The sequence below is a fragment of the Rathayibacter sp. AY1F8 genome, from assembly GCF_002932165.1.
In the GTDB taxonomy this organism is placed as follows: Bacteria; Actinomycetota; Actinomycetes; order Actinomycetales; family Microbacteriaceae; genus Rathayibacter.
The window spans coordinates 240531-262628 of the sequence record NZ_PSVB01000003.1; the positions used below are offsets into that span (position 1 = coordinate 240531).

A 22098-nucleotide genomic window follows, 5' to 3' on the forward strand; every position below is an offset into this window, starting at 1 on the left:
ACAGGACCGTATTCGATACGTGAATGTATCGGATAGGGTGAACGGCGTCGAAGGTGTTGACAGGGCAGGCAGGAGGCTGGTGATGACGGCGATCGACTCCACCCCTCCCGAGACCTCCCGCCGAGGCCGCACCCGCGAGCGCCTGCTCGACGCGGCCTACGACGTCTTCGCCGAGACCGGCGTGCACAGCGCGTCCGTCGAGCAGATCTGCGAGCGCGCCGGGTTCTCGCGCGGCGCCTTCTACTCCAACTTCTCCACCAAGGAGGAGCTGTTCTTCGCGCTCATGGAGCGGGAGAACGGCGCCCGGGTGACCGCCCTCGTCGAGCAGATGGACCGTACGATCCCGCGCGTCGTCTCGGCCGACGAGCCGCTGACGGCCGAGACGCTGGCCGTGGTGATCCTCGACTTCCTCCAGGGTCCTGCCACCGACAACCGCCGCTGGTGCGTGGTCGAGTCGGAGTTCGAGCTGCTCGCGCTGCGCGACCCGCGGATCGCTCCGCAGTACCGCGACTTCCGCGCCGGCTTCGACGCCTCGCTCGTGCAGATCGTGCACGGGGCGCTGCGCCAGGTGCGCCGCGAGTTCTCCCTCGAGCCGACGACCGCCGTGCGCCTGCTGGTGGCGGGCTACGACGACGCGGTGAAGCAGTCGATCCTCGAGGACGAGTCGGAGCCCGAGTCGCTCGAGCGCCTCCGGGCGACGCTGACGGCGATCGTCCTCGCGATCTCGTCCGCCGACGCCTGAGCCGGGCCGGCTCTCGCGACGGCGGCCGCCGTACCCGACGGCCGAGTCCGCACCCGGCGGCCGAGCGGCCGCTGGGGAGTGCCGGGTCCGGTCCCTTCTCCTCCGCCCGCGCGACGAGGATGGACCCATGGAACTGCGTCAGCTCGAACACTTCCTCGCCGTCGCGAAGGAGCAGCACTTCACCCGCGCCGCGAGCGCCCTGCAGATCTCGCAGTCGGGCCTCTCGGCGTCGATCCGCGCGCTCGAGAGCGAGCTGGGCAGCCCCCTCTTCACCCGCAGCACGCGCCGGGTCGAGCTGACGCCGGCCGGCCGGGCGATGCTCGCGGAGTCGGAGCGCTCGGTCACCAGCGCGCTCGCCGCCCGCGACGCGGTTCTCGCCGTGCAGGGGGTGCTCCGCGGGAGCCTCGCGGTCGGCACGGAGGAGTGCCTCGGCGGCGTGCACCTGCCGCGCGAGCTCGCGACCTTCCGCGAGCAGCACCCGGGAGTCGCGCTCCGGCTGATCCACGAGGGGTCCGGCACGCTGCTCGACTCCGTCGCCGCCGGCCGCCTCGACCTGGCGCTGGTCGCCGACATCGGAGCCGTGCCGGGCGGCGTGCGGACGATGCCGCTGGCGAGCGAGGGCTTCGCGGTGCTCGTGCGCCCGGGTCACCCGCTCGCGAGCCGCGTCGGCTGCCGCATCCCGGACCTGGCGGGCGAGACGATCGTGGGGCTGCAGGAGCACTGGGCGGCGAGTCACCTCGCGGCGCGGGCGTTCGCGGCGCACGGCCTCGCGTTCGAGGTCGAGCTCGAGGTGAACGACGTGCACACGCTGCTCGACCTGGTCGAGTACGGCATGGGGATCGCGGTCGTGCCGGCGCACTTCGCCGAGAAGCGCCCGGCCGGGCTGCGGGCGGTGGCGCTCGCCGATCCGCTCCTGGTGTGGCGGACGATGGTGGCGGTGCCGGAACGTCCGAGCGCCGCGGCCCGCGCGTTCGTCTCGGCCCTCCCGCAGCCGCTGCAGGACGCGGTCTGAGTCGGAACGCGCTCGCAACGGAGGAGGGACCAGCGCCGAGATCCCGCGATCCGCGTCGGACCGGTGCCTCGACCGGATCCCTCCTCCGTCCTGAACGGGCTCAGTCGAGCGAGGCCAGCTCCTCGGGCGTGAGCTCCAGGTCGGCCGCCGTGGCGGAGTCGCGGATGCTCTCGGGGCGGGAGGCGCCCGGGATCGGCAGCACGACCGGGGCCTTCGCCAGCTCCCAGGCGAGGCAGACGACCTGCGGCGTCACGCCGCGGGCCTCGGCGACCGCCGCGAACGCGGAGTAGCGCGAGCCGAGCTCGCCCGCCGAGGAGATGCCGCCGAGCGGGCTCCACGGCAGGAACGCCAGTCCGAGCTCGGCGCAGAGCTCGAGCTCCGGCTCGCTGGAGCGGAACGACGGCGAGAACTGGTTCTGCACCGAGACCAGGCGCTCGCCGAGGATGCCGTGCGCCTCGCGGATCTGGTCCGGCTCGGCGTTCGAGATGCCCGCGCGGAGGAGGACGCCCTCGTCGAGCAGCTCGGCCAGCGCTCCGATCGAGTCTGCGTAGGGGACCGCCGGGTCGGGCCGGTGGTACTGGTAGAGGCCGATCGCGTCGACGCCGAGGCGCTTCGCGGACGCGCGGGCCGCCTCCTTGAGGTACTCGGGGCGGCCGTCCTGGTCCCAAGGGCCGGGCTCGCGCCGCAGGTGGCCGCCCTTGGTGGCGACGAGCACGGCGGAGGTGTCGCCGCCGTAGCTGCGCAGCGCCTCCGCGATCAGCAGCTCGTTGTGGCCGAGGTCGTCCTGGGTGGCGAGGTGGTAGGCGTCGGCCGTGTCGATCAGGGTCACGCCGGCGTCGAGGGCGGCGTGGATCGTGGCGATCGAGCGCTCGCGGTCCGGGCGGCCCTCGATCGACATCGGCATGCCGCCGAGTCCGATCGCGCCGACCTGGAGGTCGCCGAGAGTGCGCTGCTTCATGAATGCTCCTTCGCAGTGGGGTGGGTGGTCACCAGGCGTAGTCCTCGGGGGCTGTCCGGTGGCCGGGGAAGATCTCGTCGAGGCGCGCGAGGGCCTCCGAGTCGAGGGTGATGTCGACGGCGGCGACGGCGCTCTCGAGCTGCTCGAGCGTCCGCGGCCCGGTGATCGGACCGGTGACGGCGGGCTGGTGGAGGAGCCACGCCAGCGCCAGCTCGCCGGGCGCCTCGCCGCGCTCGCGGGCGAACGCCTCCCACTGCTCCAGGGCGGGGCGGTGCTCCTCGATCGCGGCGAGGGTGCGCTCGGAGGAGCGGCGCCCGCCCTCCGCGGTCTTCTCGAGCACGCCGCCCAGCAGTCCGCCCTGCAGCGGCGACCAGGGGATGACGCCGAGCCCGTAGTGCAGCGCGGCGGGCAGGACCTCGCGCTCGACGTCGCGGACGAGCAGGTTGTAGATCGACTGCTCGGAGGCGAGGCCGGTGAAGTGGCGGGCGCGCGCCGCCTCCTGCGCCTGGGCGAGGTGCCAGCCGGCGAAGTTGCTGGAGCCGACGTAGAGGACCTTGCCCTGCTGGACGGCGACCTCCATCGCCTGCCAGATCTCGTCCCAGGGCGTCGTCCGGTCGACGTGGTGGAACTGGTAGAGGTCGATGTGGTCCGTCTGCAGGCGGCGGAGGCTCTCGTCGAGCGCGCGGCGCAGGGTGAGCGCCGAGAGGCGGCCGCCGTTGGGCCAGGAGTCGCGGCCGCGCTCGGCTCCGGGAGCGGCGAACTCGCCCATGTCGCCGAAGACCTTGGTCGCGAGGACGGTGCGCTCGCGGCGCTCGCCGCCCTGCGCGAACCAGCGGCCCACGATCTCCTCGGTGGCGCCGCGGCCGGCCTCGCCTCCGTACACGTTGGCGGTGTCGAAGAAGTTGACGCCGAGCTCGTGCGCGCGGTCCATGATCGCGAACGAGTCGTTCTCCTCGGTCTGCATGCCGAAGTTCATGGTGCCGAGGACGGTGCGGGAGACGGACAGGCCGGTGCGACCGAGGTGCGTGTACTGCATGGTCCCAGTCGACTCCGGTTCGGGCCGCGTGTCCAACAGGCGCTCGGCATGGGTGCGATCGACGGGGGAGGTCAATCGGGGGCGCGCCGTCCAGGGGCCGCCCGAGCCCCGCCTCGGTCGGGCCTGCGCGTCGGCCGGGTCCAGCGGCCTCGACCGGATCGCCCACAGCCCGCTGGGCGCGGTGGCGCCCGGCCGCCCGGGTGCCGGGTTAGAGTCGCGGAATGGTCCGGACGACGCAGCGCCTCGTGATCGCCCTCTCCGCCGTGGTCCTGCTCGCCGGCTGCACGGCGGAGGCGACGAGCCCCGCCGCCGCACCCGCCGAGCCGACCGCCTCGACCGCCTCGACCGCACCGCCCGCCGCCGGAGCCGAGTCCACGCCGCGGCCGGTGCCGAGCGTCTCGACCACTCCCGCACCCGTCGAGGACGTCTCGGGCGAGTGCGTCGTCCAGGCGCTCGACGAGGGGACGCTCGACGGCGTCGACCTCGAGCGCGTGCGCGACCGCGGCACCCGCGTCGGCGCGACCGGGACGGCGAGCACCGCCTCCGACGGCGCCCCGGCCTCCTACCTGGTGGCAGCGGGCGACATCAGCGAGCGGATCGCGGACCGGTTCTGCATCAGCTCCGACTACCTCTCCGCGCTGAACTCGGTGCGCCGCGACGGCGTCGACATCGACAGCCTCTACGGCGGCGACATCCTCAACCTCCGCCCGACGACCGTCCTGAGCGTCGGCGACCAGAACGGCCGCGTCCTCGACAACGCCGAGCCCGACGACCTCCCCGCGCAGACCGGCTGACGCCGCTCCCGCCCGCGCCGGCCGCCACTCCTCCCGCCTCGCAGCAGCACGCGACCACCGCGGAAGGCGCGGACCCGACGGCACGTGCGCGGCGCTCAGCCCAGGACGCCGATCAGGACCGCCGACACGGCGACGGTCGCCGCGAGCCCGGTCGTCCGCGAGCGGCGGCGCGCCGGGTCCTCGAACCACGGCAGCCCGTCCCAGCGCAGCACGGCGCCGGCCGCCCCGGCCGCGGTGAGAGCCACCAGCACGGCCCAGGGGAGCAGCGTCAGCGCCGACCAGTCGACGAGCGCCCGCCCGAGCAGCAGCACGGCGACGGCCTCGACGCCGCGGGCGAGCGTCCGGACGCGGTCGCGGTCGAGGAACCCGGCCGCCCGGCGCCGGGGGATGCTCCCCAGGGCGAAGCGGCCGACGGTGAACGCGACGACGAGCAGGACGAGGATCGAGGCGATCATCACGACTCCTCCCCGGCGCGCTGCAGCAGGCGCAAACCGAGCTCGTCGACCGAGCTCGCCGTGTCCCCGTTGACGAACACGGCCACGCCGCGCTCCCGGTCCATCGCGAGCATCGTCGAGTAGCCGGAGGTCCCTCCGTTGTGCCAGGTGACGGATCCGCCGTCCTCCGACTCCGAGGTGAACCAGCCGAGGCCGATCCGCGCCCCGTCGGCGTCGAACCGGGGATCCAGGACGCTCGCCGCGGGCACCCCCAGTGCGGGATTGTCGGTGAGGAGGGCCTGCGCGTAGCGGGCCATGTCAGCCGCCGTGGAGCGGACGCCGCCCGCCGGCGCGTAGCCCGCCATCGTCCACGCGTCGACGGACCGCCCGCTCGCCGAGAAGCCGGTCGGCGCGTCGGCGGGGAGGGCGTCCGCGGTCTCCGGGACGGAGGTCGCGGTCATCCCGAGCGGATCGAGGACGCGCTCGCGGAGGAGGCCGGCGTAGTCGCGGCCCTCCGCGCGGGCGAGCGTCTGGCCCAGTACCGCGGCACCGAGGTTCGAGTAGGCGTGCACGTGCTCGCCCTGGTCCGCCTCGGCTGCCTGCCGGAGGACGTCGTCGGCCGACCAGCCCGCGTAGGGGTCCGTGCCGCGCAGCTGGGCGACGAGCGTCGAGGCGAGGTCGCCGACACCGGTGGGGAGTCGCGGCAGGCCGGAGCGGTGGGTCGCCAGCTCCTCGAGCGTCCCGGTGAAGCCGCCGACGTCGGCGTGCTCCGCGGCGGGGTCCTCGAGCCCGACCGTCCCGTCAGCGGCGCTCCGGGCGAGGAGGAGCGCGGTCATCGTCTTCGTGACCGATCCGATCTCGACCTCGGTCCGCTCGTCGGCTCCGAGTCCGCCGTAGCGCACGCCGTCGGACGTGATCACGGCGGCGACGAGGTGGTTCCGCGCGCCGTCTCCGACGTCGGTCCGGAGCCACCCGGCGATCTCGGCGTCGCCGGTCGCCTCGGTCGAGAGGGTGGGAGCGGAGGGGCGGAGCAGCACTCCGCCGAGCAGGACGACGGCCGCGGCGGAGGCGGCGGCGAGGGCGAGGCGGCGGCGGGTCATCGGGGTCCTCCGGAGGCGAGCAGGATCACGAGCAGGGGGACGAGGCGCTCCGGCGGGACGCCGTAGCGACCGCGGCCGCGCGCCTCCAGCCAGCCAGCGGCGACCAGCTGGTTGACGTGGTGGTAGATCTGCCCGGTGGTGCCCGCGCCCTCGCTCTCGGCGAGCTGCGCGACGGTCTCGACTCCGCCGGCCACCGCCTGCAGGAACCGCAGACGCACGGGGCTGCCCAGCGCGGCGAGCGCGGTCGGCCCGGGGCTCGCTCCCCAGTCGCGCTCGAAGAACGCGTCGGTGCTGAGGCCGTACTGCCACTCGACGGGGCCGGCCGGAGTGGCGACCGAGCCGGCGAAGACGACTCCGCCGGGAGAAGGCAGGCGCTCGCGGAGAGCGGTCAGGGCCCAGAGCGGATCGTCGGCGGCGGGCGCGGCGGGGGTGTCGGCGCGCTCGAGGCGGTCGAGCCGCGCTCGGAGCTCGTCGACCTCGCCGGCGAGGTCTCGGGAGGAGGTCATGCCTCCACTATTGCAAACATTCCGTAATCACGTAACTCCGGAGCGGAGCCGGTACCGCAGAAGTCGCGGTGGTCCAGCTCGACCACCGCGACTCCTGCGGACTCGGATCGCCCGGAGGCTCAGCCGAAGTGGCGCGGCAGCACGGCGCCGTTCACCGAGCGCAGCTCGTCGAGCGGCAGCGTGAAGAGGCCCTGCACCTCGACCGCGGGGGTCGCCGCGTCGGTCACGCCGATGCGCAGCACCGGGTAGCCCCGGCCCTCGCAGAGCCCGCGGAACTTCACGTCGTCCTCGCGCGGCACCGACACGAGCACGCGGCCGGTCGACTCCGAGAACAGCGCGGCCGTCGCGTCGACGCCGTCGCGCTCCATCAGCTCGTCGAGCCAGATGCGCGCCCCGACGCCGAAGCGCAGCGCCGACTCGGCCAGCGCCACCACGAGCCCGCCGTCGGCGAGGTCGTGAGCGGAGGCGATGAGCGACTCCTTCGCGCCCGCCGAGATCAGCTCGGCCAGCGCGCGCTCGGCGGCCAGGTCGAGCTGCGGGGGCAGCCCGCCGAGGTGGTCGTGGATGGTGCCGGCCCACGCGGAGCCGTCGAGCTCGTCGCGGGTGGTGCCGAGGAGGTAGAGGTTGTCGCCCTCGTCCTGCCAGCCGGAGGGGATGCGGCGCGCGACGTCGTCGATCACGCCGAGGACGCCGACGACCGGGGTCGGGAAGATCGGCACGTCGCCGGTCTGGTTGTAGAACGAGACGTTGCCGCCGGTGACGGGGATTTCGAGCTCGAGGCAGGCGTCGGCGAGCGCGCCCACGGCCTCGCGGAACTGCCACATCACCTCGGGGTTCTCGGGGCTGCCGAAGTTGAGGCAGTCCGAGACGGCGACCGGGGTCGCTCCGGTGACGGCGACATTGCGGAACGCCTCCGCCAGCGCCAGGCGGGCGCCCTGCGCCGGGTCGAGCTGGCACCAGCGCCCGTTCGCGTCGGTCGCGACCGCGAAGCCGAGGCCCGACTCCTCGTCGACGCGGACCATGCCGCCGTCGTCGGGGTAGCTGAGCGCGGTGTTGCCGAGCACGTAGCGGTCGTACTGCGAGGTGATCCAGCTCTTGTCGGCGAGGTTCGCCGAGCCCAGGAGCGCCAGGGTCTCGGCGCGCAGCGCGTCGCCGCCGGTCGAGCGGGGCAGTCGGGAGGAGGAGTCGGCCTGCAGCGCGTCGAGCCAGGAGGGGTACTCGATCGGGCGCTCGTAGACCGGGCCGTCGACCGCGACGGTGCGCGGGTCGACGTTGACGATCTCCTCGCCGTGCCAGTTGATGATGAGGCGGCCGGAGTCGGTGACCTCGCCGAGCACGCTGGTCTCGACGTCCCACTTGCCGACGACCTCGAGGAACGCGTCGAGCTTCTCGGGCGTGACGACGGCCATCATCCGCTCCTGCGACTCCGACATGAGGATCTCCTCCGCCGTGAGCGAGGGGTCGCGCAGCAGCACCGAGTCGAGCTCGATGAACATGCCGCCGTCGCCGTTGGATGCCAGCTCCGAGGTGGCGCACGAGATGCCCGCGGCGCCCAGGTCCTGGATGCCCTCGACGAGGTCCTTGCGGAACAGCTCGAGGCAGCACTCGATGAGCACCTTCTCGGCGAACGGGTCGCCGACCTGCACCGCGGGGCGCTTGGTCGGTCCGCCGTCGGCGAAGGTGTCGGAGGCGAGGATCGACGCGCCGCCGATGCCGTCGCCTCCGGTGCGCGCCCCGAAGAGCACGACCTTGTTGCCGACGCCGCGGGCGTTCGCGAGGTGCAGGTCCTCGTGGCGGAGGACGCCGACGGCCAGCGCGTTGACGAGCGGGTTGCCCTGGTAGACGGAGTCGAAGTAGGTCTCACCGCCGATGTTCGGCAGGCCGAGGCAGTTGCCGTAGAAGGAGATGCCGGCCACGACGCCGTGCACCACGCGCGCGGTGTCGGGGTCGTCGATCGCCCCGAAGCGCAGCGCGTCCATGACCGCGACCGGCCGGGCGCCCATCGAGATGATGTCGCGGACGATGCCGCCGACCCCCGTCGCCGCACCCTGGAAGGGCTCGATGTAGCTCGGGTGGTTGTGGCTCTCGATCTTGAAGGTGACGGCCCAGCCCTCGCCGACGTCGACCACTCCGGCGTTCTCGCCCATGCCGACCATGAGGTTCTTCTTCATGGCGGGGGAGACCTTCTGCCCGAACTGGCGGAGGTACATCTTCGACGACTTGTAGGAGCAGTGCTCGCTCCACATCACCGAGTACATCGCGAGCTCGCCGCTCGTGGGGCGGCGGCCGAGGATCTCGCGGATGCTCGCGTACTCGTCGGGCTTGAGTCCGAGGGCCGCGTAGGGCTGCTCCCGCTCGGGCGTCGCCTCCGCGTTCGCAGTGGTGTCGGGAACGGCGGTGCGGCTGTCTGCCATGTGCTGGAGGCTCCAGGGGAGGGGGACGGGATGCGCGTCGATCCTACCCGCCGCGGTCGCCGGGGCCCGGGCCCTCCGGTGGAGCGGTGCGGGCAGCGGCGCCTAGGATCGGGCGGGTGAAGCGGGCGGCTCTGATCGGGACCGTGCTGTGGGGGCTCTACCAGTGCTTCGGGAACCTCGGAGCGGCGAACATCTCGTCGGACGAGCCCGTGTACCTCGCCGCGGGGTGGGACTACCTGCACGGCGACGTGAGCGCGAACCTCGAGCATCCGCCGACGGCGAAGTACCTGATCGGGCTCGCGCAGGTGCTGCTCGGCGAGGGGCTGCTCGCGGGCAGGATCGCCGCCGGCGCGGCCGCGTTCCTCACCGGGCTGGTGCTCTGGCTCTGGTTCCGGCGCGAGCTCGGCCCGACGCTCGCGCTCGTCCCGGCCGGCCTGTTCCTCCTCCTCCCGCGCACCGCCGTGGGAGCCGGCACCCGGATCGACCGCCTCGCGCTCCTGGAGCCGTTCATGGTGCTCTTCGCCGTCGCGGCGATGGCGGCGGCGTGGACCTGGTCGCGCGCCTCCCCGGGCAGGCGGAGCGGCTGGCTGATCGCACTGGCCGGTGCGCTGCTGGCGCTGTCGGTCACCTCGAAGCTGACCACCGCGGTCCTCGCGCCCGTGCTCCTGCTGCCGCTGCTGTGGTCGGGGAGCAGGGCCCGGGCTCTGCGGGGCGGCCTCGCCCTCTCCGTCGCGTTCGTCGTCACCGGGGTGCTCGCCTACCTGCCGGTGCACCCGGTCGAGGCGGTCCGGTATCTGCTCGAGTTCCAGTCCGAGCACAACGCCGACGGCCACCTGATCGAGGTCGCCGGGACCGCGTACGTCTTCCCTCCGTGGTGGGCGAACCTCTGGTTCATGGTCGTCGGCATCGGGCCGGCGGCGCTCGCCGTGCTGCTCCTCGGGACCCTGCTGGCCCTGCTCGCTCCGCGGCGCCGCGCGCTGGTGCTCTACCTGGGCGCCGCGACGCTGCTCCTCCTCGTGTTCCACCTGGCGATCAGCTCGGTCGCGCTGCCGCACTACTACGCGGCGTGGGCGTGGCTCCTCTGCGCGCTGGCGGGCATCGGCATCGCGGAGGCGCTGCGCGGCGGGATCGTGCTGCCCGCGCCCCTCGCCCGCGGCGCCGGCGCGGTGCTGCTGGCCGCCTCCCTCGTGATCGCGATCGCCACCTCGGCGGGGATCGCCCAGGAGCGGCCGACCGGGATCGCGCGGGTGGCCGACGCGCTGCGCAAGCGCGGCCTCGACGGCGGCCTGGTCCTCGCGCAGGGCATGTCCTCGGGCGTCTACGTGCCCTACATCGGCGACCGGGTGACGACCGATCCGTCGTCCGCAGGGATCGTCGCCATCGCGATCGAGCGGTCGGCGCGCTTCCCCGTCGATCCGCGCGTGTCCGCCTACCTCGAGTCGGCGCGGCCCGAGACGGTGCGGCTCGACGACCTCACCCTCGTGCTGGTCGACGGACCGCTGCCGTGACCGCTCACTTCGAGCGGCAGGCCCCCGGATCGACGGCATCCGTCAGCGAGGCGGCCTGCTCGACCACGGGAGTGAGGACCGAGAGCGGGATGGCGTAGCCGACGTTGTCGACGGAGGCGGCCTTGCCGAAGACGACGCCCGACACGGTGCCCTCGAGAGAGAGCAGCGGGCCGCCAGAGTTGCCCTGGTTGACGACGGCGGCGAGGGTCAGCACCTCCCGTGAGGTCGGTGCTCCGTCGACCATCAGCGAGACCGTGGCGTCGGAGGAGATCTCGGCCGAGCCGAGGGTCAGCGGGCCGCCGAAGGGGTAGCCCGCGACCACGGCGTCGTCCCCGGCGGCGACGGCGTCGTCGAGCGGGAGCGGGGAGGCGTCGAGCCCGTCGACGGCGATCACGGCGAGGTCGGCGGCCGGGTCCAGGTAGACGACGCGGCCGGTGCGCGGGGCCTCGCCCGGCGCCTCGACGACCGGCTGCGAGACTCCGCCGACCACGTGCGCGTTGGTGATCACGCGGTCGTCCGAGACGACGAAGCCGCTGCCCGTCACTCCGACGTCACAGGCCCAGGCCGTGCCGGAGACGCGCACGACCGAGCGGGTGGCGGCGGCGACCTCCGGGTCGTCGGTCGAGACTTCCGGGATCGCGGGCGCCTGGGTGGGAGCGTCGAGCGCCTCGACGACCCACGACGTGCCCTCGTCGACCACGGTCGACTGCAGGTGGGCGAGGAAGGCGCGGACGGGGGAGGGGGTGAGGTCGTCGATCGTGCGGATGACCGTCGATCCGGCGACCGAGGTCGTGACGAGGGGGACGCCGAGGAGGGAGACGGCCGAGGTGACGGCGATCCAGACCAGGCCGGAGATCGCGACGCCGGCGACGCCGCCCGCGAGCCGGTCGAGCAGGCCGAGCTTCACGCGGTCGGCTCCGCGGCCGATGACCGCGCCGAGCGTCGCTCCGATCGCGTAGCCGACGCCCAGCAGCAGCACGGCGGTGCCGATCACGGCGAGCAGGCGCCACTCGCTGCCGGCCGTCCACGACGAGACGGCGGGCACGGCGAACGAGGCGCCGATCGCGCCCGCGACGATCCCGGCGAGACCGCCGAGGGTCCGGAGCAGGCCGCGCCGCAGACCGTCGACGAGCGCGCCGATGAGGCTCAGCACGACGATGACGTCGACGATCACGGATACACCCACGCGGAACTCCTGCCGGTGTCGGGGACGGGTCCTCCAGCATGACCGACGCGGGATGCGCGGACGCCCGGAGGCGGCTGGCAGTCCGCGGCGGCTGAGGTGCGCGGGACGGCGGCGGCGCGGGAGCCGGACGCCTCCGGGCGGGCGCTGCAGCCGAGCGGGCGGTGCCCCCTAGAAGAACGAGATGCAGTACGGCGTCGCGATCGGCGCGAACAGGCGGTCCATCCGCCCCGCCTCGCCCGTGACGCGCGCCAGCCCGGCCTTCGCCAGGATCGACGGCCGCACCGAGCCCAGCAGCAGCGAGCCCAGGTCGGCCACGTCCAGCGCGAGCTCGGCCTCGTCCCCGGTGCGCTCCACGGTGGCGGAGCCGCCCGAGGCGGTGAGGCGGTAGCGGCCGTCGGCGAGCCCGAGCCCGTCGGCCACCTCGACCACGACCGAGCCGTCAGCGGTCCACGGCCGGGCCGAGAACGCGGCGGCGACGTCGAGGATCCGCAACCAGATCAGGTCGCCCACGTGGCTCACCTGCACCACGCGCGCGTCGCGGAGCGCCCAGGTCAGCGGATCGTCCACCGGCGCCATGTCCCAGGTCACCGCGGAGGCGAGGTCGACCGCGCCGAGGTAGCCCCAGAGCGCGAGATAGGCGTCGGCGCCGGGGGCGACGAGGTCGACGATCTCGAGGGTCTTGTCGTCCTCGGGCCCGACCGCGCGGTAGGTCACGAAGCCGTCGAGCGTCCCCTCCTCGTCGAGGTGGACGGCCGAGCGGACGTCGAGGCCGGGCGTGGTCTCGCCGGACGCGGTGCCGACGGAGTTCGCCTCGTAGCGCGACTGGCGGGTCAGCGAGCCGGGGGTCGACGCCTGGAACGCGGCGAACACCGCGGGGATGCGCGGCTGCAGCCAGCTCGTCGCGACCACCTCGACGCGGCCGGCGGGCTCGGTCTGCAGGCCGAAGCGCGGCCCGGTGTCGACGCGGATCGAGCGGGTGAAGGCCGAGCGGCCGAAGCCGAACCGGCGGTAGATGGAGGCCTCGCTCGCCGTGAGCGCGGCGACCGGGGTGCCGGCCTCCTTCGCCAGGCGCAGGTCCTCGGTGATCATCGCGCGCAGGATGCCGCGGCGCCGGTGCGTGGGCCGCACGGTCACCTGCGAGACGAGGTGCGCCGGCAGCTCGCGTCCGCCGCCGACCTGCAGGGCCCCGGGGAACGCCGCGTAGGTGCCGACCGGCACGCCCGCGCCGTCGAGCCCCTCGGGGGCGGAGGAGTCGACGACCGCGGTGAGCACGCGCTGGTCGGCGACCATGTGCTCGGCCCAGTCGCGCAGCTTCTCCGGCGTGAACTCCTTCTCGTGGAAGCCCGCGTTGATCGCGGTGGCCCACGCGGTGGTGGCGGCATCGGGACCGCCCTCGTCGTTCAGGGCGGCGGGGAAGCGGCGGAGGTCGAGACCGGTGAGAGGCATCCGTCCAGCCTATTCACCCGGGGTGCGCGGGGGCTGAACCGGTGCGCGAACGGTCACCGCGACGGGCGCGCCCGTAACGCGGACCGCCGTCAGAGCACGGTCCACCGCTTCTCGAGCGCCGCGTCCACCGCCTCCGCGAGCTCGTCCAGCCGCCGGGAGTCGAGGCGCCCCGGGTCCGCGGCCGCCCTGATCCGCCCGCTCATCGCCGCGATCGCCGAGCGCCGCCGCGGCAGGGTCGCGGTGAACGCGCAGTCGCGCAGCAGAACCAGCAGCTCGCCCGCCCGGCCCTGCGCCTCCGCGAGGACCTCGAGCCGCCGCTCGAACGGCGACTCCGGGACCGTCACGCGCAGGAACCCGTCCGGATCCTGGAACGCCGCCGGCGGATCCGGGATCCGGGCGAGCAGCGCCAGCGCGGCGCCCAGCTCGTCCAGACCGCCCTCGTGCGCCAGCTCCCGCAGCCGCGAGTCCACGTCCTCGGCCGGCCCCGCCCCGAGCTCCACCGTCCGCAGCACGAGCGCGTCGAGCCGGCGCTCCTCCTCCTCGCCCGGGACCGACGGAGTCGCCGACCACCACGAGAGCACCGGAGTCGCGGCCACCGCGTGCTCGCCGATCCGCCGCTCCAGCGCGATCAGCAGGTCCTCCCGCGCGGCGAGCGCCACCAGCGCGTCCACGTCGACGTGGAGAAGGGTGCCCGAGGCGGGCGGCGCCACCAGCCGGCGTCCGGAGGGAGGGACGGTCTCCGCCCGCGTCCTCGCCCCGGGTCCGCGCCCGCTCGCCCGCAGGATCTCCTCCTCGAGGGTCCGCCGGGGTCGTCGTCGTCCGCTTCCGCGCGCCATGCCGTCACGCTACCGTCGGCCGCATGACCCGGTTCCTCGCCCTCCTCCGCGGAGTGAACGTCAACGGCCGCACCGTCCGCAGCGCCGAGCTCGCCGAGACGGTCGCCGGGATCGGCGTGGACCGGGTGCGGACGGTCCTCGCGAGCGGCAACGCGGCCTTCGACTCCGACCGCCCGGCCGCCGAGCTGATGCCCGCGCTCGAGGCGGCGCTCGCCGAGCGGTTCGGCTACGACGCCTGGATCGTGCTCGTGACGCAGGAGGCGCTCGCCGCGGTGCTCGCCGCCTACCCGTTCCCGCGGATCGACGAGGAGGCGCATCCGTACGTCGTCTTCGGCTCGGACGAGGAGGCGCTCGACGCCGCGCAGGCCGCGATCGGCGAGCCGGATCCGGCGGTCGAGCTCGTCGCCCGGGGCGCCGGTGTCCTCTACTGGCGCTGCCCGCGCGGCTCCTCGACGGACACGCCGGTCGCACGGATCCTCGCCCGATCCGCCTACCGCTCCACCACGACGACCCGGAACCTGCGCACCGTCGAGAGGCTCGCGACGGCGTGACGTCCGCGGCCGTGGCGGGGCCGCCTCCGGGCTCCGCGAGCGGCACCTCGGGGCGCCTCCGACCTCGGGAGGCGAGGAATCGGGGCTGAGAGCACGCACATTCTTTGGTTAGGCTGTCCTTAGTGCCGGTCCACTCGGACCCTGCGCCGCCTCCCGCACAGCCTCTCGAAAGGGACCCATGCTCCGCGCCACCACGCCCCTCGCCCTGCTCGCCGCCACCGCGCTGACGATCGGCCTCGCCGGCTGCAGCGGCTCGGCCGCCGGAGACGACGCCGCCGCAGACAGCGGCTTCACGCCGATCACGATCGAGCACGCTCTCGGCACCACCACCATCGAGTCGGCGCCCGAGCGCGTGGCGACCGTCAACTGGGCCAACCACGAGGTCCCGCTCGCGCTGGGCGTGGTCCCCGTGGGCATGGCCGCCGCCAACTTCGGCGACGACGACGGCGACGGGCTCCTCCCCTGGGTGAGCGAGAAGCTCGACGAGCTCGGCGCCGAGACCCCCGTCCTCTTCGATGAGACCGACGGCATCGACTTCGAGGCCGTCTCGGACACCGACCCGGACGTCATCCTCGCCGCCTACTCCGGCCTCACGCAGGAGGACTACGACACCCTGAGCGAGATCGCCCCCGTCGTCGCCTACCCCGAGACCGCCTGGGGCACCTCCTGGCGCGACATGATCACGCTGAACAGCGAGGCGATGGGCAGGGCCGACGAGGGCGCCGCCCTGATCACCGAGCTCGAGGGCGAGATCGAGGAGAAGGTCGCCGCGCACCCGCAGCTGGCCGGCACCTCGGCGATGTTCCTCACCCACGTCGACCCGACGGACCTCAGCCAGGTCAGCTTCTACACCTCGCACGACACCCGCCCCGCGTTCTTCGAGGATCTCGGCATGGCCACCCCGGGCAGCATCGCCACCGCCTCCGCCGCGACCGACAAGTTCTCGCTCACGCAGAGCGCCGAGCAGGCCGACGCCTTCAGCGACGTCGACGTGATCGTCACCTACGGCGACGACGAGCTCGTGAGCACCCTCAAGGCCGACCCGCTGCTCTCGCAGATCCCCGCGGTCGCCGACGACGCCATCGTGCGCCTGCCCTCCACCCCGCTCGGCACCGCCGCCAACCCGACGCCGCTCTCGATCTCGTGGGTCCTCGACGACTACCTGGACCTGCTCGACGAGGCCGCCGCCAAGGCCGCGCAGAGCACTCCGGCCGCCTGAGCCGGGACCCGACCCGCGTGACCCTCGCCGCTCCTCCCGCCGCCTCGGGCGTCGCCGCCGTGCGCCGCCCGAGGCGGCTGCGCGCCCTCTGGCTGGTCGCGGCCGTGGCCGTGCTGCTCGCCGCCGCCGTGGTCTCGGTGCTGGTGGGGTCGCGGGAGGTGGCGTGGAGCGACGTGGTCGCCGCGTTCGGCGGGTCCACGGACGGATTCGCGCAGGCCGCGGTCGCCAAGCGCATCCCGCGCACCGTGCTCGCCGCGATCGCGGGCGCGGCCCTCGGCGTCGCCGGCGTGCTGATGCAGGGGGTGACCCGCAATCCGCTGGCCGACCCCGGCATCCTCGGGGTGAACACCGGAGCCTCGCTCGCGGTCGTGACGGGCATCGTCTTCTTCGGGCTGACGAGCTCCGCCGCCTACGTCTGGGTCGCGATCGGCGGGGCCGCGGTCGCCGCGGTCTTCGTCTACACGGTCGGTTCGCTCGGGCGCGGCGGCGCGACTCCGCTCAAGCTCGCCCTGGCCGGCGCCGCCACCTCGGCCGCGCTCGTCTCGGTCATCAGCGCGATCGTCCTGCCGCGCGCCGACATCGCGGGCGGCATCCGCTCCTGGCAGATCGGCGGAGTGGGCGGCGCCACGTCCGCGAGCATCGCGCAGGTGCTCCCCTTCCTCCTGGCCGGCCTCGTCCTCTGCGTTCTCTCGGCCAAGAGCCTCAACACCCTCGCGCTCGGCGACGAGCTCGCCGCGGGCCTGGGGGAGCGGGTCGCCCTCGCGCGCGGCGGGGCCGCCCTGGGCGCGGTCGTGCTCTGCGGAGCGACGACCGCGGTCACCGGGCCCATCGGCTTCGTCGGCCTGGTCGTCCCGCACGCCTGCCGCCTCCTCGTCGGCGTGGACCACCGCTGGCTGCTGCCGTTCTCGGCGGTGACCGGCGCCGTGCTCCTGATCGCGGCGGACATCGTCGGCCGCGTCGTCGCGCGCCCGAGCGAGATCGACGTGGGCATCGTCACCGCGCTGGTCGGCGCCCCGGTGTTCATCGCGATCGTCCGCCGCCAGAAGGTGCGCGAGCTGTGACCGCGCTGCTCGAGGCGCCCTCCGCCACCGCCCGCGCCGTCGCGGCCGGCCGCCGCCGCCGCGGGGCCCGCCGCCGGGTCGTCGTCGCCGTGCTCGCTGTCCTGATCGCGGCCGTCCTCGCCGTCTCCCTGCTGGTCGGCCAGACCGTCTACTCGCCCGACGAGGTGCTGCGCGTGATCCTCGGCGAGCAGGTGCCGGGCGCGAGCTTCACCGTCGGGCGCCTCCGCCTCCCGCGCGCCGTCCTCGCCCTGCTGGTGGGCCTGTGCTTCGGGCTCGGCGGAGTGAGCTTCCAGACCATGCTCCGCAACCCGCTCGCCAGCCCCGACATCATCGGGATCAGCGCCGGGGCGAGCGCCGCCGCGGCCTTCGCGATCGTGACGCTCTCGCTCGGAGCCGCGCAGGTCTCGGCCCTCGCGATCGTCGCGGGACTCGTGGTCGCCCTGCTCGTCTACGCCCTGTCCTACCGCAGCGGAGTCGCCGGCACCCGGCTGATCCTGATCGGCATCGGGGTCGCCGCGATGCTCGACTCCCTCACCGCCTACGTGCTCTCGCAGGCCGCGGCGTGGGACCTGCAGGAGGCGTCCCGCTGGCTCACCGGGAGCCTCAACGGCGCGAGCTGGAGCGAGGTCGTGCCGGTCCTCGCCGCGGTCGTCGTCCTCACCCCCGTCCTGCTCTCGCGCTCGCGCGACCTCTCCGCCACGCAGCTCGGCGACGACACCGCCTCCGCGCTCGGCATCCGCGTGAACGCCACCCGCCTCGTCGTGATCGTCGCGGCGGTCGGGCTGATCGCCTTCGCGACCGCCGCCGCCGGCCCGATCGCGTTCGTGGCCTTCCTCTCGGGCCCGATCGCCGCCCGCCTGATCGGGCCCGGCGCGTCGCTCCTCATCCCCTCGGCCCTCGTCGGCGCGCTGCTCGTGCTCGTCGCCGACTTCGTCGGGCAGTTCGGGCTGGGCCTGCGCTACCCGGTCGGAGTGGTCACCGGCGTCCTCGGGGCGCCGTACCTCGTCTACCTCATCGTCCGCAGCAACAGAGCGGGAGGCTCACTGTGACCACCGCGCACACCCTGACGGCCGAGGGGGTCACCCTCGGCTACGGCGGCCGGACGGTCGTCGACGGCCTCGACCTCGTCGTCCCGCCCGGCCGCATCACCGCGATCGTCGGAGCGAACGCCTGCGGCAAGTCGACGCTCCTGCGCTCGATGTCGCGCCTGCTCGCGCCTCGCTCCGGCGCCGTGCTGCTCGACGGCAGGGCCGTGCACCGGACGCCGGCGAAGCAGCTCGCCCGCACGCTCGGCCTCCTCCCGCAGTCGCCGATCGCCCCGGAGGGCATCACCGTCGCGGATCTCGTCGGCCGAGGCCGCCATCCGCACCAGGGGATGCTGAGCCGCTGGAGCGCGCACGACGACGAGGCCGTCGCGACCGCGCTCGACGCGACCGACACCGCCGCCCTGGCCGATCGCTCCGTCGACGAGCTCAGCGGCGGGCAGCGCCAGCGCGTCTGGATCGCGATGGCACTCGCGCAGGAGACCGACGTGCTGCTGCTGGACGAGCCGACCACCTTCCTCGACGTCAGCCACCAGATCGAGGTGCTCGACCTGCTCGTCGACCTCAACCGCACCCGCGGGACGACGGTGGTGATGGTGCTGCACGACCTCAACTTGGCCGCCCGCTACGCCGACCACCTCGTGGCCATCGCGCACGGCGCGGTGCACGCCTCCGGCACCCCGGCCGCGGTGCTCACCGAGGAGACGGTGCTCGCCGTGTTCGGCCTCGACAGCCGCATCATCACCGACCCGACCTCGGGCACCCCGCTGATGCTCCCCCTCGGGCGGCACCGCCTCGCCCCCGAGCGGATCGACGCCCCCGGCGGCGCGCAGATGACGGACGTGTAAACGGTTCCACACGGCGGCCGGGGGGCGTATACGATACCTGCAGTCCGCGGCGGACGACCGTCATCGGCGGAACCGCCGAACGCCTGCCCCCGATCAGAGGTCCTCCCCGCCGTGACTGCATCCCCGACGCGCCCCGACGCCTCCGCCCTCCGCGGCGTCCGCGCGCTCCTGTTCGACCTCGACGGCGTGCTCACGCCGACCGCCGACGTCCACATGCAGGCCTGGTCGCGGCTGTTCACGGAGTACCTCTCCTCGCGCGGGATCGCCGAGGGCTACACCGACGCCGACTACTTCCGGTACATCGACGGACGCCCGCGGTACGACGGCGTCCGGGCGCTCCTCGCCTCGCGCGGCATCACCCTCCCCGAGGGCGCGCCCGAGGACGACCCGTCGCTCGAGACCGTCTGCGGGCTCGGCAACCGCAAGAACGACGCCTTCAACCGCACCCTCGCCGAGACCGGCGTCGCTCCCTACCCGGGCTCGCTCCGCTTCGTCGACGCCGCGATCGCCGCGGGCGTGCAGGTCGCCGTCGTCACCTCCTCCCGCAACGGCGTGCCGGTGCTCGAGGCGGCCGGCCTCCGCGACCGCTTCGAGGTCGTCGTGGACGGGCTCCTCGCCGCCGAGCGCTCGATCGCCGGCAAGCCCGCGCCCGACACCTACCTCTACGCGGCCGAGCTCCTCGGCCTCCCGGCCGCCGAGTGCGCCGTCCTCGAGGACGCGCACTCCGGAGTCGCGGCAGGCCGCGCGGGCGGCTTCGGCCTCGTCGTCGGCGTCGACCGCGGAGTCGGGGCCGACACCCTGCTCGAGCACGGCGCCGACCTGGTCGTGGACGACCTGGCCGAGCTGCTCCCCTTCCTCCCCACCGCTCCCGCCCCCGAGGACGCCGCATGAACCCCATCACCTCCGACCCGCTCGACCGGAACCGCTTCCCGATCGACGAGTGGGCCCTCGTCGAGACCGAGTTCGCCTCCGAGCTGCAGGGCCGCACCGAGACGCTCTTCGCCACCGGCAACGGCTACCTCGGCCTCCGCGGCAACGTGGAGGAGGGGCGCGACGGCTACGCCTACGGCACCTTCATCAACGGGTTCCACGAGACCTGGCCCATCCGCCACGCGGAGGAGGCGTTCGGCTTCGCCCGCGTCGGCCAGACCATCGTCAACGTGCCGGATGCCAAGATCATCCGTCTCTACGTCGACGACGAGCCCTTCGTGCTGAGCGAGGCCGACGTCCTCGCCTACTCGCGCCGCCTCGACTTCGCGAACGGCGTGCTCACCCGCGAGCTGGAGTGGCGCACCCCCTCCGGCAAGCGCGTCCTGATCCGCTCGCGCCGCCTGGTCTCGTTCACCGACCGGCACCTCGCGATCCTCGACTACGAGGTCGAGATGCTCGACCACGACGCGTCCGTGCTGATCTCGAGCCAGATCCTCAACCGCCAGGACGGCGTGGACGAGTACCACGCCCCCTCCGGCAGCGAGGGCGCCGGCTTCGACCCGCGCAAGGCGGAGTCGTTCGAGGACCGCGTGCTCCAGCCGCGCCTCAAGCGCGTCAGCGGCACCCGCTACCTCCTCGGCTACCGGACCACCAACTCCCAGATGACCGTCGCCTGCGGCGCCGAGCACCAGCTCGAGACCGAGAACGAGTGGGACCAGACCTCCCAGATCGACGACGACCTCGCCAAGCACGTCTACCGCGTGAAGGCCAAGGCCGGCCGGCCGGTCCGCCTGGTCAAGACGCTGACCTACCACACCTCCCGCGGCGTGCCCGTGCGCGAGCTCGCCGACCGCTGCGACCGCACGCTCGACCGCGCCCGCGAGACGCCGGTCGAGGAGCAGTTCGTCAAGCAGCGCGAGTGGCTGGACGACTTCTGGACCCGCTCCGACGTGCAGCTGGACGGCCAGCCCGCGATCCAGCAGGCCACCCGCTGGAACCTCTTCCAGCTCGCCCAGTCCACCGCCCGCACCGACGGCGGCGGAGTCGCGGCCAAGGGCGTCTCGGGCTCCGGCTACGGCGGCCACTACTTCTGGGACACCGAGGTCTACGTCCTCCCGTTCCTCAGCTACACGGCGCCCCTCGTCGCCCGGAACGCCCTGCGCTTCCGGCAGAACATGCTCGAGGCCGCCCGGGCGCGCGCCTCCGAGCTCAACCAGCGCGGCGCGCTCTTCCCCTGGCGCACCATCAACGGTCAGGAGTCGTCGGCGTACTACGCCGCCGGCACCGCTCAGTACCACATCGACGCCGACATCTCCTACGCGCTCATGCAGTACGTGGGTGCCACGGGCGACGACGACTTCCTCGCCCGCGGAGCGATCGACATCCTCGTCGAGACCGCGCGGATGTGGGCCGATCTGGGCTTCTGGCGCAGCAACGGCGACGACCACTTCCACATCCACGGAGTGACGGGGCCGGACGAGTACACGACCGTCGTCAACGACAACCTGTACACGAACGTCATGGCCCGGGCGAACCTCCGCTCGGCCGCCCGCGCCGTCGAGCTGCTGAAGGCCGTCGAGCCCGCCGCGTACGAGCGGATGGCCGACCGCCTCGCTCTCGACGAGGGCGAGGTGCTCGAGTGGGCGCGCGCCGCCGAGAAGATGCACATCCCCTTCGACGCGCGGGCGGGCATCCACCCGCAGGACGCGGCCTTCCTCGAGAAGGAGCTGTGGGACCTCGAGAACACCCCCGCGAGCAAGCGCCCGCTGCTGCTGCACTTCCACCCGCTGGTGATCTACCGCTTCCAGGTGCTCAAGCAGGCCGACGTCGTGCTCGCGCTGCTGCTGCAGGGCAACGAGTTCACCGCCGAGCAGAAGCGTGCCGACTTCGAGTACTACGACGCGCTGACCACCGGCGACTCGACCCTCTCGGCCGTCGTGCAGTCGATCATCGCCGCCGAGGTCGGCTACAGCGACCTGGCCCGCCACTACTTCCTGTCCGCGCTGTTCGTCGACCTCGCCGACCTGCACCGCAACACCGCGGACGGCATCCACGTCGCCTCCACGGGCGGCGTCTGGAGCGCCCTCGTCTACGGCTTCGGCGGGATGCGCGACCACGGTGGGCGGATCACGCTCGACCCGCGCCTGCCCGACGACTGGGACCGCCTCGCCTTCCGCATCACCCTCCACGGCACGCGCGTGCGCGTCGAGGTGACGCAGACCGAGGTCCTGTTGACGGTCGAGACCGGCGACTCCGCCGCGATCACCGTCCGCGACGAGCGCGTGCACGTCGCTGCCGGCAGCCCCGTGCGCGTCCCGCTCACGCACCAGGGCCGCCGCCTGCACGGCGCGCCGACCACGTCCGACATCGAGGGCACCCGCCGCTCCGACGGCACCGTGATCACCGCCTCGATCCCCACCATCTCGATGACCCCCGAGCCCGAGGTCCTGACCGGTCCCTGAGCGGCCCCGCGA

General features: G+C 73.8%; 20 protein-coding genes. 11 read left to right on the plus strand and 9 right to left on the minus strand.

Features of this window, described 5'->3' with window-relative positions; all coding sequences use genetic code 11:
• Nucleotides 1–82 precede the first annotated feature (82 nt).
• Nucleotides 83–742: a TetR/AcrR family transcriptional regulator gene (locus tag C5C35_RS04375; RefSeq protein ID WP_104225692.1), complete on the plus strand. Its 660-nt coding sequence runs from the start codon at nucleotides 83–85 to the stop codon at nucleotides 740–742.
• A gap of 127 nt (nucleotides 743–869) precedes the next feature.
• Nucleotides 870–1754, plus strand: coding sequence for a LysR family transcriptional regulator (locus C5C35_RS04380; RefSeq protein ID WP_104262633.1), 885 nt, complete (start codon nucleotides 870–872; stop codon nucleotides 1752–1754).
• A 100-nt stretch (nucleotides 1755–1854) separates the two neighbouring features.
• Here the strand turns inward: C5C35_RS04380 and C5C35_RS04385 are convergent, their stop codons facing one another.
• Nucleotides 1855–2712, minus strand: coding sequence for an aldo/keto reductase (locus C5C35_RS04385; protein ID WP_104262634.1), 858 nt, complete (start codon nucleotides 2710–2712; stop codon nucleotides 1855–1857).
• Between the two features lie 28 nt (nucleotides 2713–2740).
• The gene (locus tag C5C35_RS04390) at nucleotides 2741–3748 is read right to left on the minus strand and encodes an aldo/keto reductase (protein ID WP_104262635.1); all 1008 of its coding nucleotides are present in this window, start codon (nucleotides 3746–3748) and stop codon (nucleotides 2741–2743) included.
• Between the two features lie 221 nt (nucleotides 3749–3969).
• Here C5C35_RS04390 and C5C35_RS04395 point away from each other — a divergent pair, with 221 nt between their 5' ends.
• Entirely contained in the window at nucleotides 3970–4542 is a 573-nt protein-coding gene (locus C5C35_RS04395) for a hypothetical protein (protein ID WP_104262636.1), read from the plus strand.
• A gap of 95 nt (nucleotides 4543–4637) precedes the next feature.
• Here the strand turns inward: C5C35_RS04395 and C5C35_RS04400 are convergent, their stop codons facing one another.
• The 4 genes from C5C35_RS04400 to purL form a co-directional block, all read right to left on the minus strand.
• Nucleotides 4638–4997: a hypothetical protein gene (locus C5C35_RS04400; RefSeq protein ID WP_104234265.1), complete on the minus strand. Its 360-nt coding sequence runs from the start codon at nucleotides 4995–4997 to the stop codon at nucleotides 4638–4640.
• Nucleotides 4997–6076 (minus strand): serine hydrolase, encoded by a 1080-nt coding sequence (locus C5C35_RS04405; RefSeq protein WP_104262637.1) that lies wholly within the window; start codon nucleotides 6074–6076, stop codon nucleotides 4997–4999. Before C5C35_RS04405 ends, C5C35_RS04400 begins: the two co-directional genes overlap by 1 nt.
• A complete protein-coding gene (locus C5C35_RS04410) occupies nucleotides 6073–6582 on the minus strand; it encodes a helix-turn-helix transcriptional regulator (protein WP_104222749.1) in 510 nt (169 codons plus the stop codon). The genes C5C35_RS04405 and C5C35_RS04410 overlap by 4 nt, the downstream gene beginning before the upstream one ends.
• 119 nt (nucleotides 6583–6701) lie before the next feature.
• Complete coding sequence (gene purL, locus C5C35_RS04415; protein WP_104234263.1) at nucleotides 6702–8996, minus strand: phosphoribosylformylglycinamidine synthase subunit PurL; 2295 nt, start codon at nucleotides 8994–8996, stop codon at nucleotides 6702–6704.
• A 116-nt stretch (nucleotides 8997–9112) separates the two neighbouring features.
• Between purL and C5C35_RS04420 the strand changes: the two genes are divergently transcribed.
• Nucleotides 9113–10504 carry a glycosyltransferase family 39 protein gene (locus C5C35_RS04420; protein WP_181134109.1) on the plus strand — a complete coding sequence of 464 codons (1392 nt, stop codon included), beginning with the start codon at nucleotides 9113–9115 and terminating at the stop codon, nucleotides 10502–10504.
• Nucleotides 10505–10508: 4 nt separating this feature from the next.
• Here C5C35_RS04420 and C5C35_RS04425 read toward each other — a convergent pair whose 3' ends face one another.
• From C5C35_RS04425 to C5C35_RS04435, 3 genes are all read right to left on the minus strand, one after another.
• Nucleotides 10509–11690, minus strand: a complete 1182-nt coding sequence (locus C5C35_RS04425; protein WP_104262639.1) for a MarP family serine protease — start codon at nucleotides 11688–11690, stop codon at nucleotides 10509–10511.
• 168 nt (nucleotides 11691–11858) lie between these two features.
• Nucleotides 11859–13136, minus strand: a complete 1278-nt coding sequence (locus C5C35_RS04430; protein WP_104262640.1) for a GNAT family N-acetyltransferase — start codon at nucleotides 13134–13136, stop codon at nucleotides 11859–11861.
• A gap of 89 nt (nucleotides 13137–13225) precedes the next feature.
• Complete coding sequence (locus C5C35_RS04435) at nucleotides 13226–13972, minus strand: DUF2254 family protein (protein ID WP_104262641.1); 747 nt, start codon at nucleotides 13970–13972, stop codon at nucleotides 13226–13228.
• 23 nt (nucleotides 13973–13995) lie between these two features.
• On the opposite strand from C5C35_RS04435, the gene C5C35_RS04440 reads away from it, so the two are divergent.
• From C5C35_RS04440 to C5C35_RS04470, 7 genes are all read left to right on the plus strand, one after another.
• Nucleotides 13996–14523, plus strand: a complete 528-nt coding sequence (locus C5C35_RS04440; protein WP_104262642.1) for a DUF1697 domain-containing protein — start codon at nucleotides 13996–13998, stop codon at nucleotides 14521–14523.
• Between the two features lie 178 nt (nucleotides 14524–14701).
• The gene (locus tag C5C35_RS04445) at nucleotides 14702–15742 is read left to right on the plus strand and encodes an iron-siderophore ABC transporter substrate-binding protein (protein ID WP_104262643.1); all 1041 of its coding nucleotides are present in this window, start codon (nucleotides 14702–14704) and stop codon (nucleotides 15740–15742) included.
• Between the two features lie 17 nt (nucleotides 15743–15759).
• On the plus strand, nucleotides 15760–16803 hold the full coding sequence (locus C5C35_RS04450; RefSeq protein ID WP_104234258.1) for an iron ABC transporter permease: 1044 nt from the start codon (nucleotides 15760–15762) through the stop codon (nucleotides 16801–16803).
• A complete protein-coding gene (locus C5C35_RS04455; protein WP_258063477.1) occupies nucleotides 16800–17852 on the plus strand; it encodes an iron chelate uptake ABC transporter family permease subunit in 1053 nt (350 codons plus the stop codon). The genes C5C35_RS04450 and C5C35_RS04455 overlap by 4 nt, the downstream gene beginning before the upstream one ends.
• Nucleotides 17849–18694 carry an ABC transporter ATP-binding protein gene (locus C5C35_RS04460; protein ID WP_104262644.1) on the plus strand — a complete coding sequence of 282 codons (846 nt, stop codon included), beginning with the start codon at nucleotides 17849–17851 and terminating at the stop codon, nucleotides 18692–18694. Before C5C35_RS04455 ends, C5C35_RS04460 begins: the two co-directional genes overlap by 4 nt.
• A gap of 111 nt (nucleotides 18695–18805) precedes the next feature.
• On the plus strand, nucleotides 18806–19585 hold the full coding sequence (locus tag C5C35_RS04465; RefSeq protein ID WP_104222739.1) for an HAD family phosphatase: 780 nt from the start codon (nucleotides 18806–18808) through the stop codon (nucleotides 19583–19585).
• On the plus strand, nucleotides 19582–22086 hold the full coding sequence (locus tag C5C35_RS04470; RefSeq protein ID WP_104222738.1) for a glycoside hydrolase family 65 protein: 2505 nt from the start codon (nucleotides 19582–19584) through the stop codon (nucleotides 22084–22086). Before C5C35_RS04465 ends, C5C35_RS04470 begins: the two co-directional genes overlap by 4 nt.
• Nucleotides 22087–22098 lie beyond the last annotated feature (12 nt).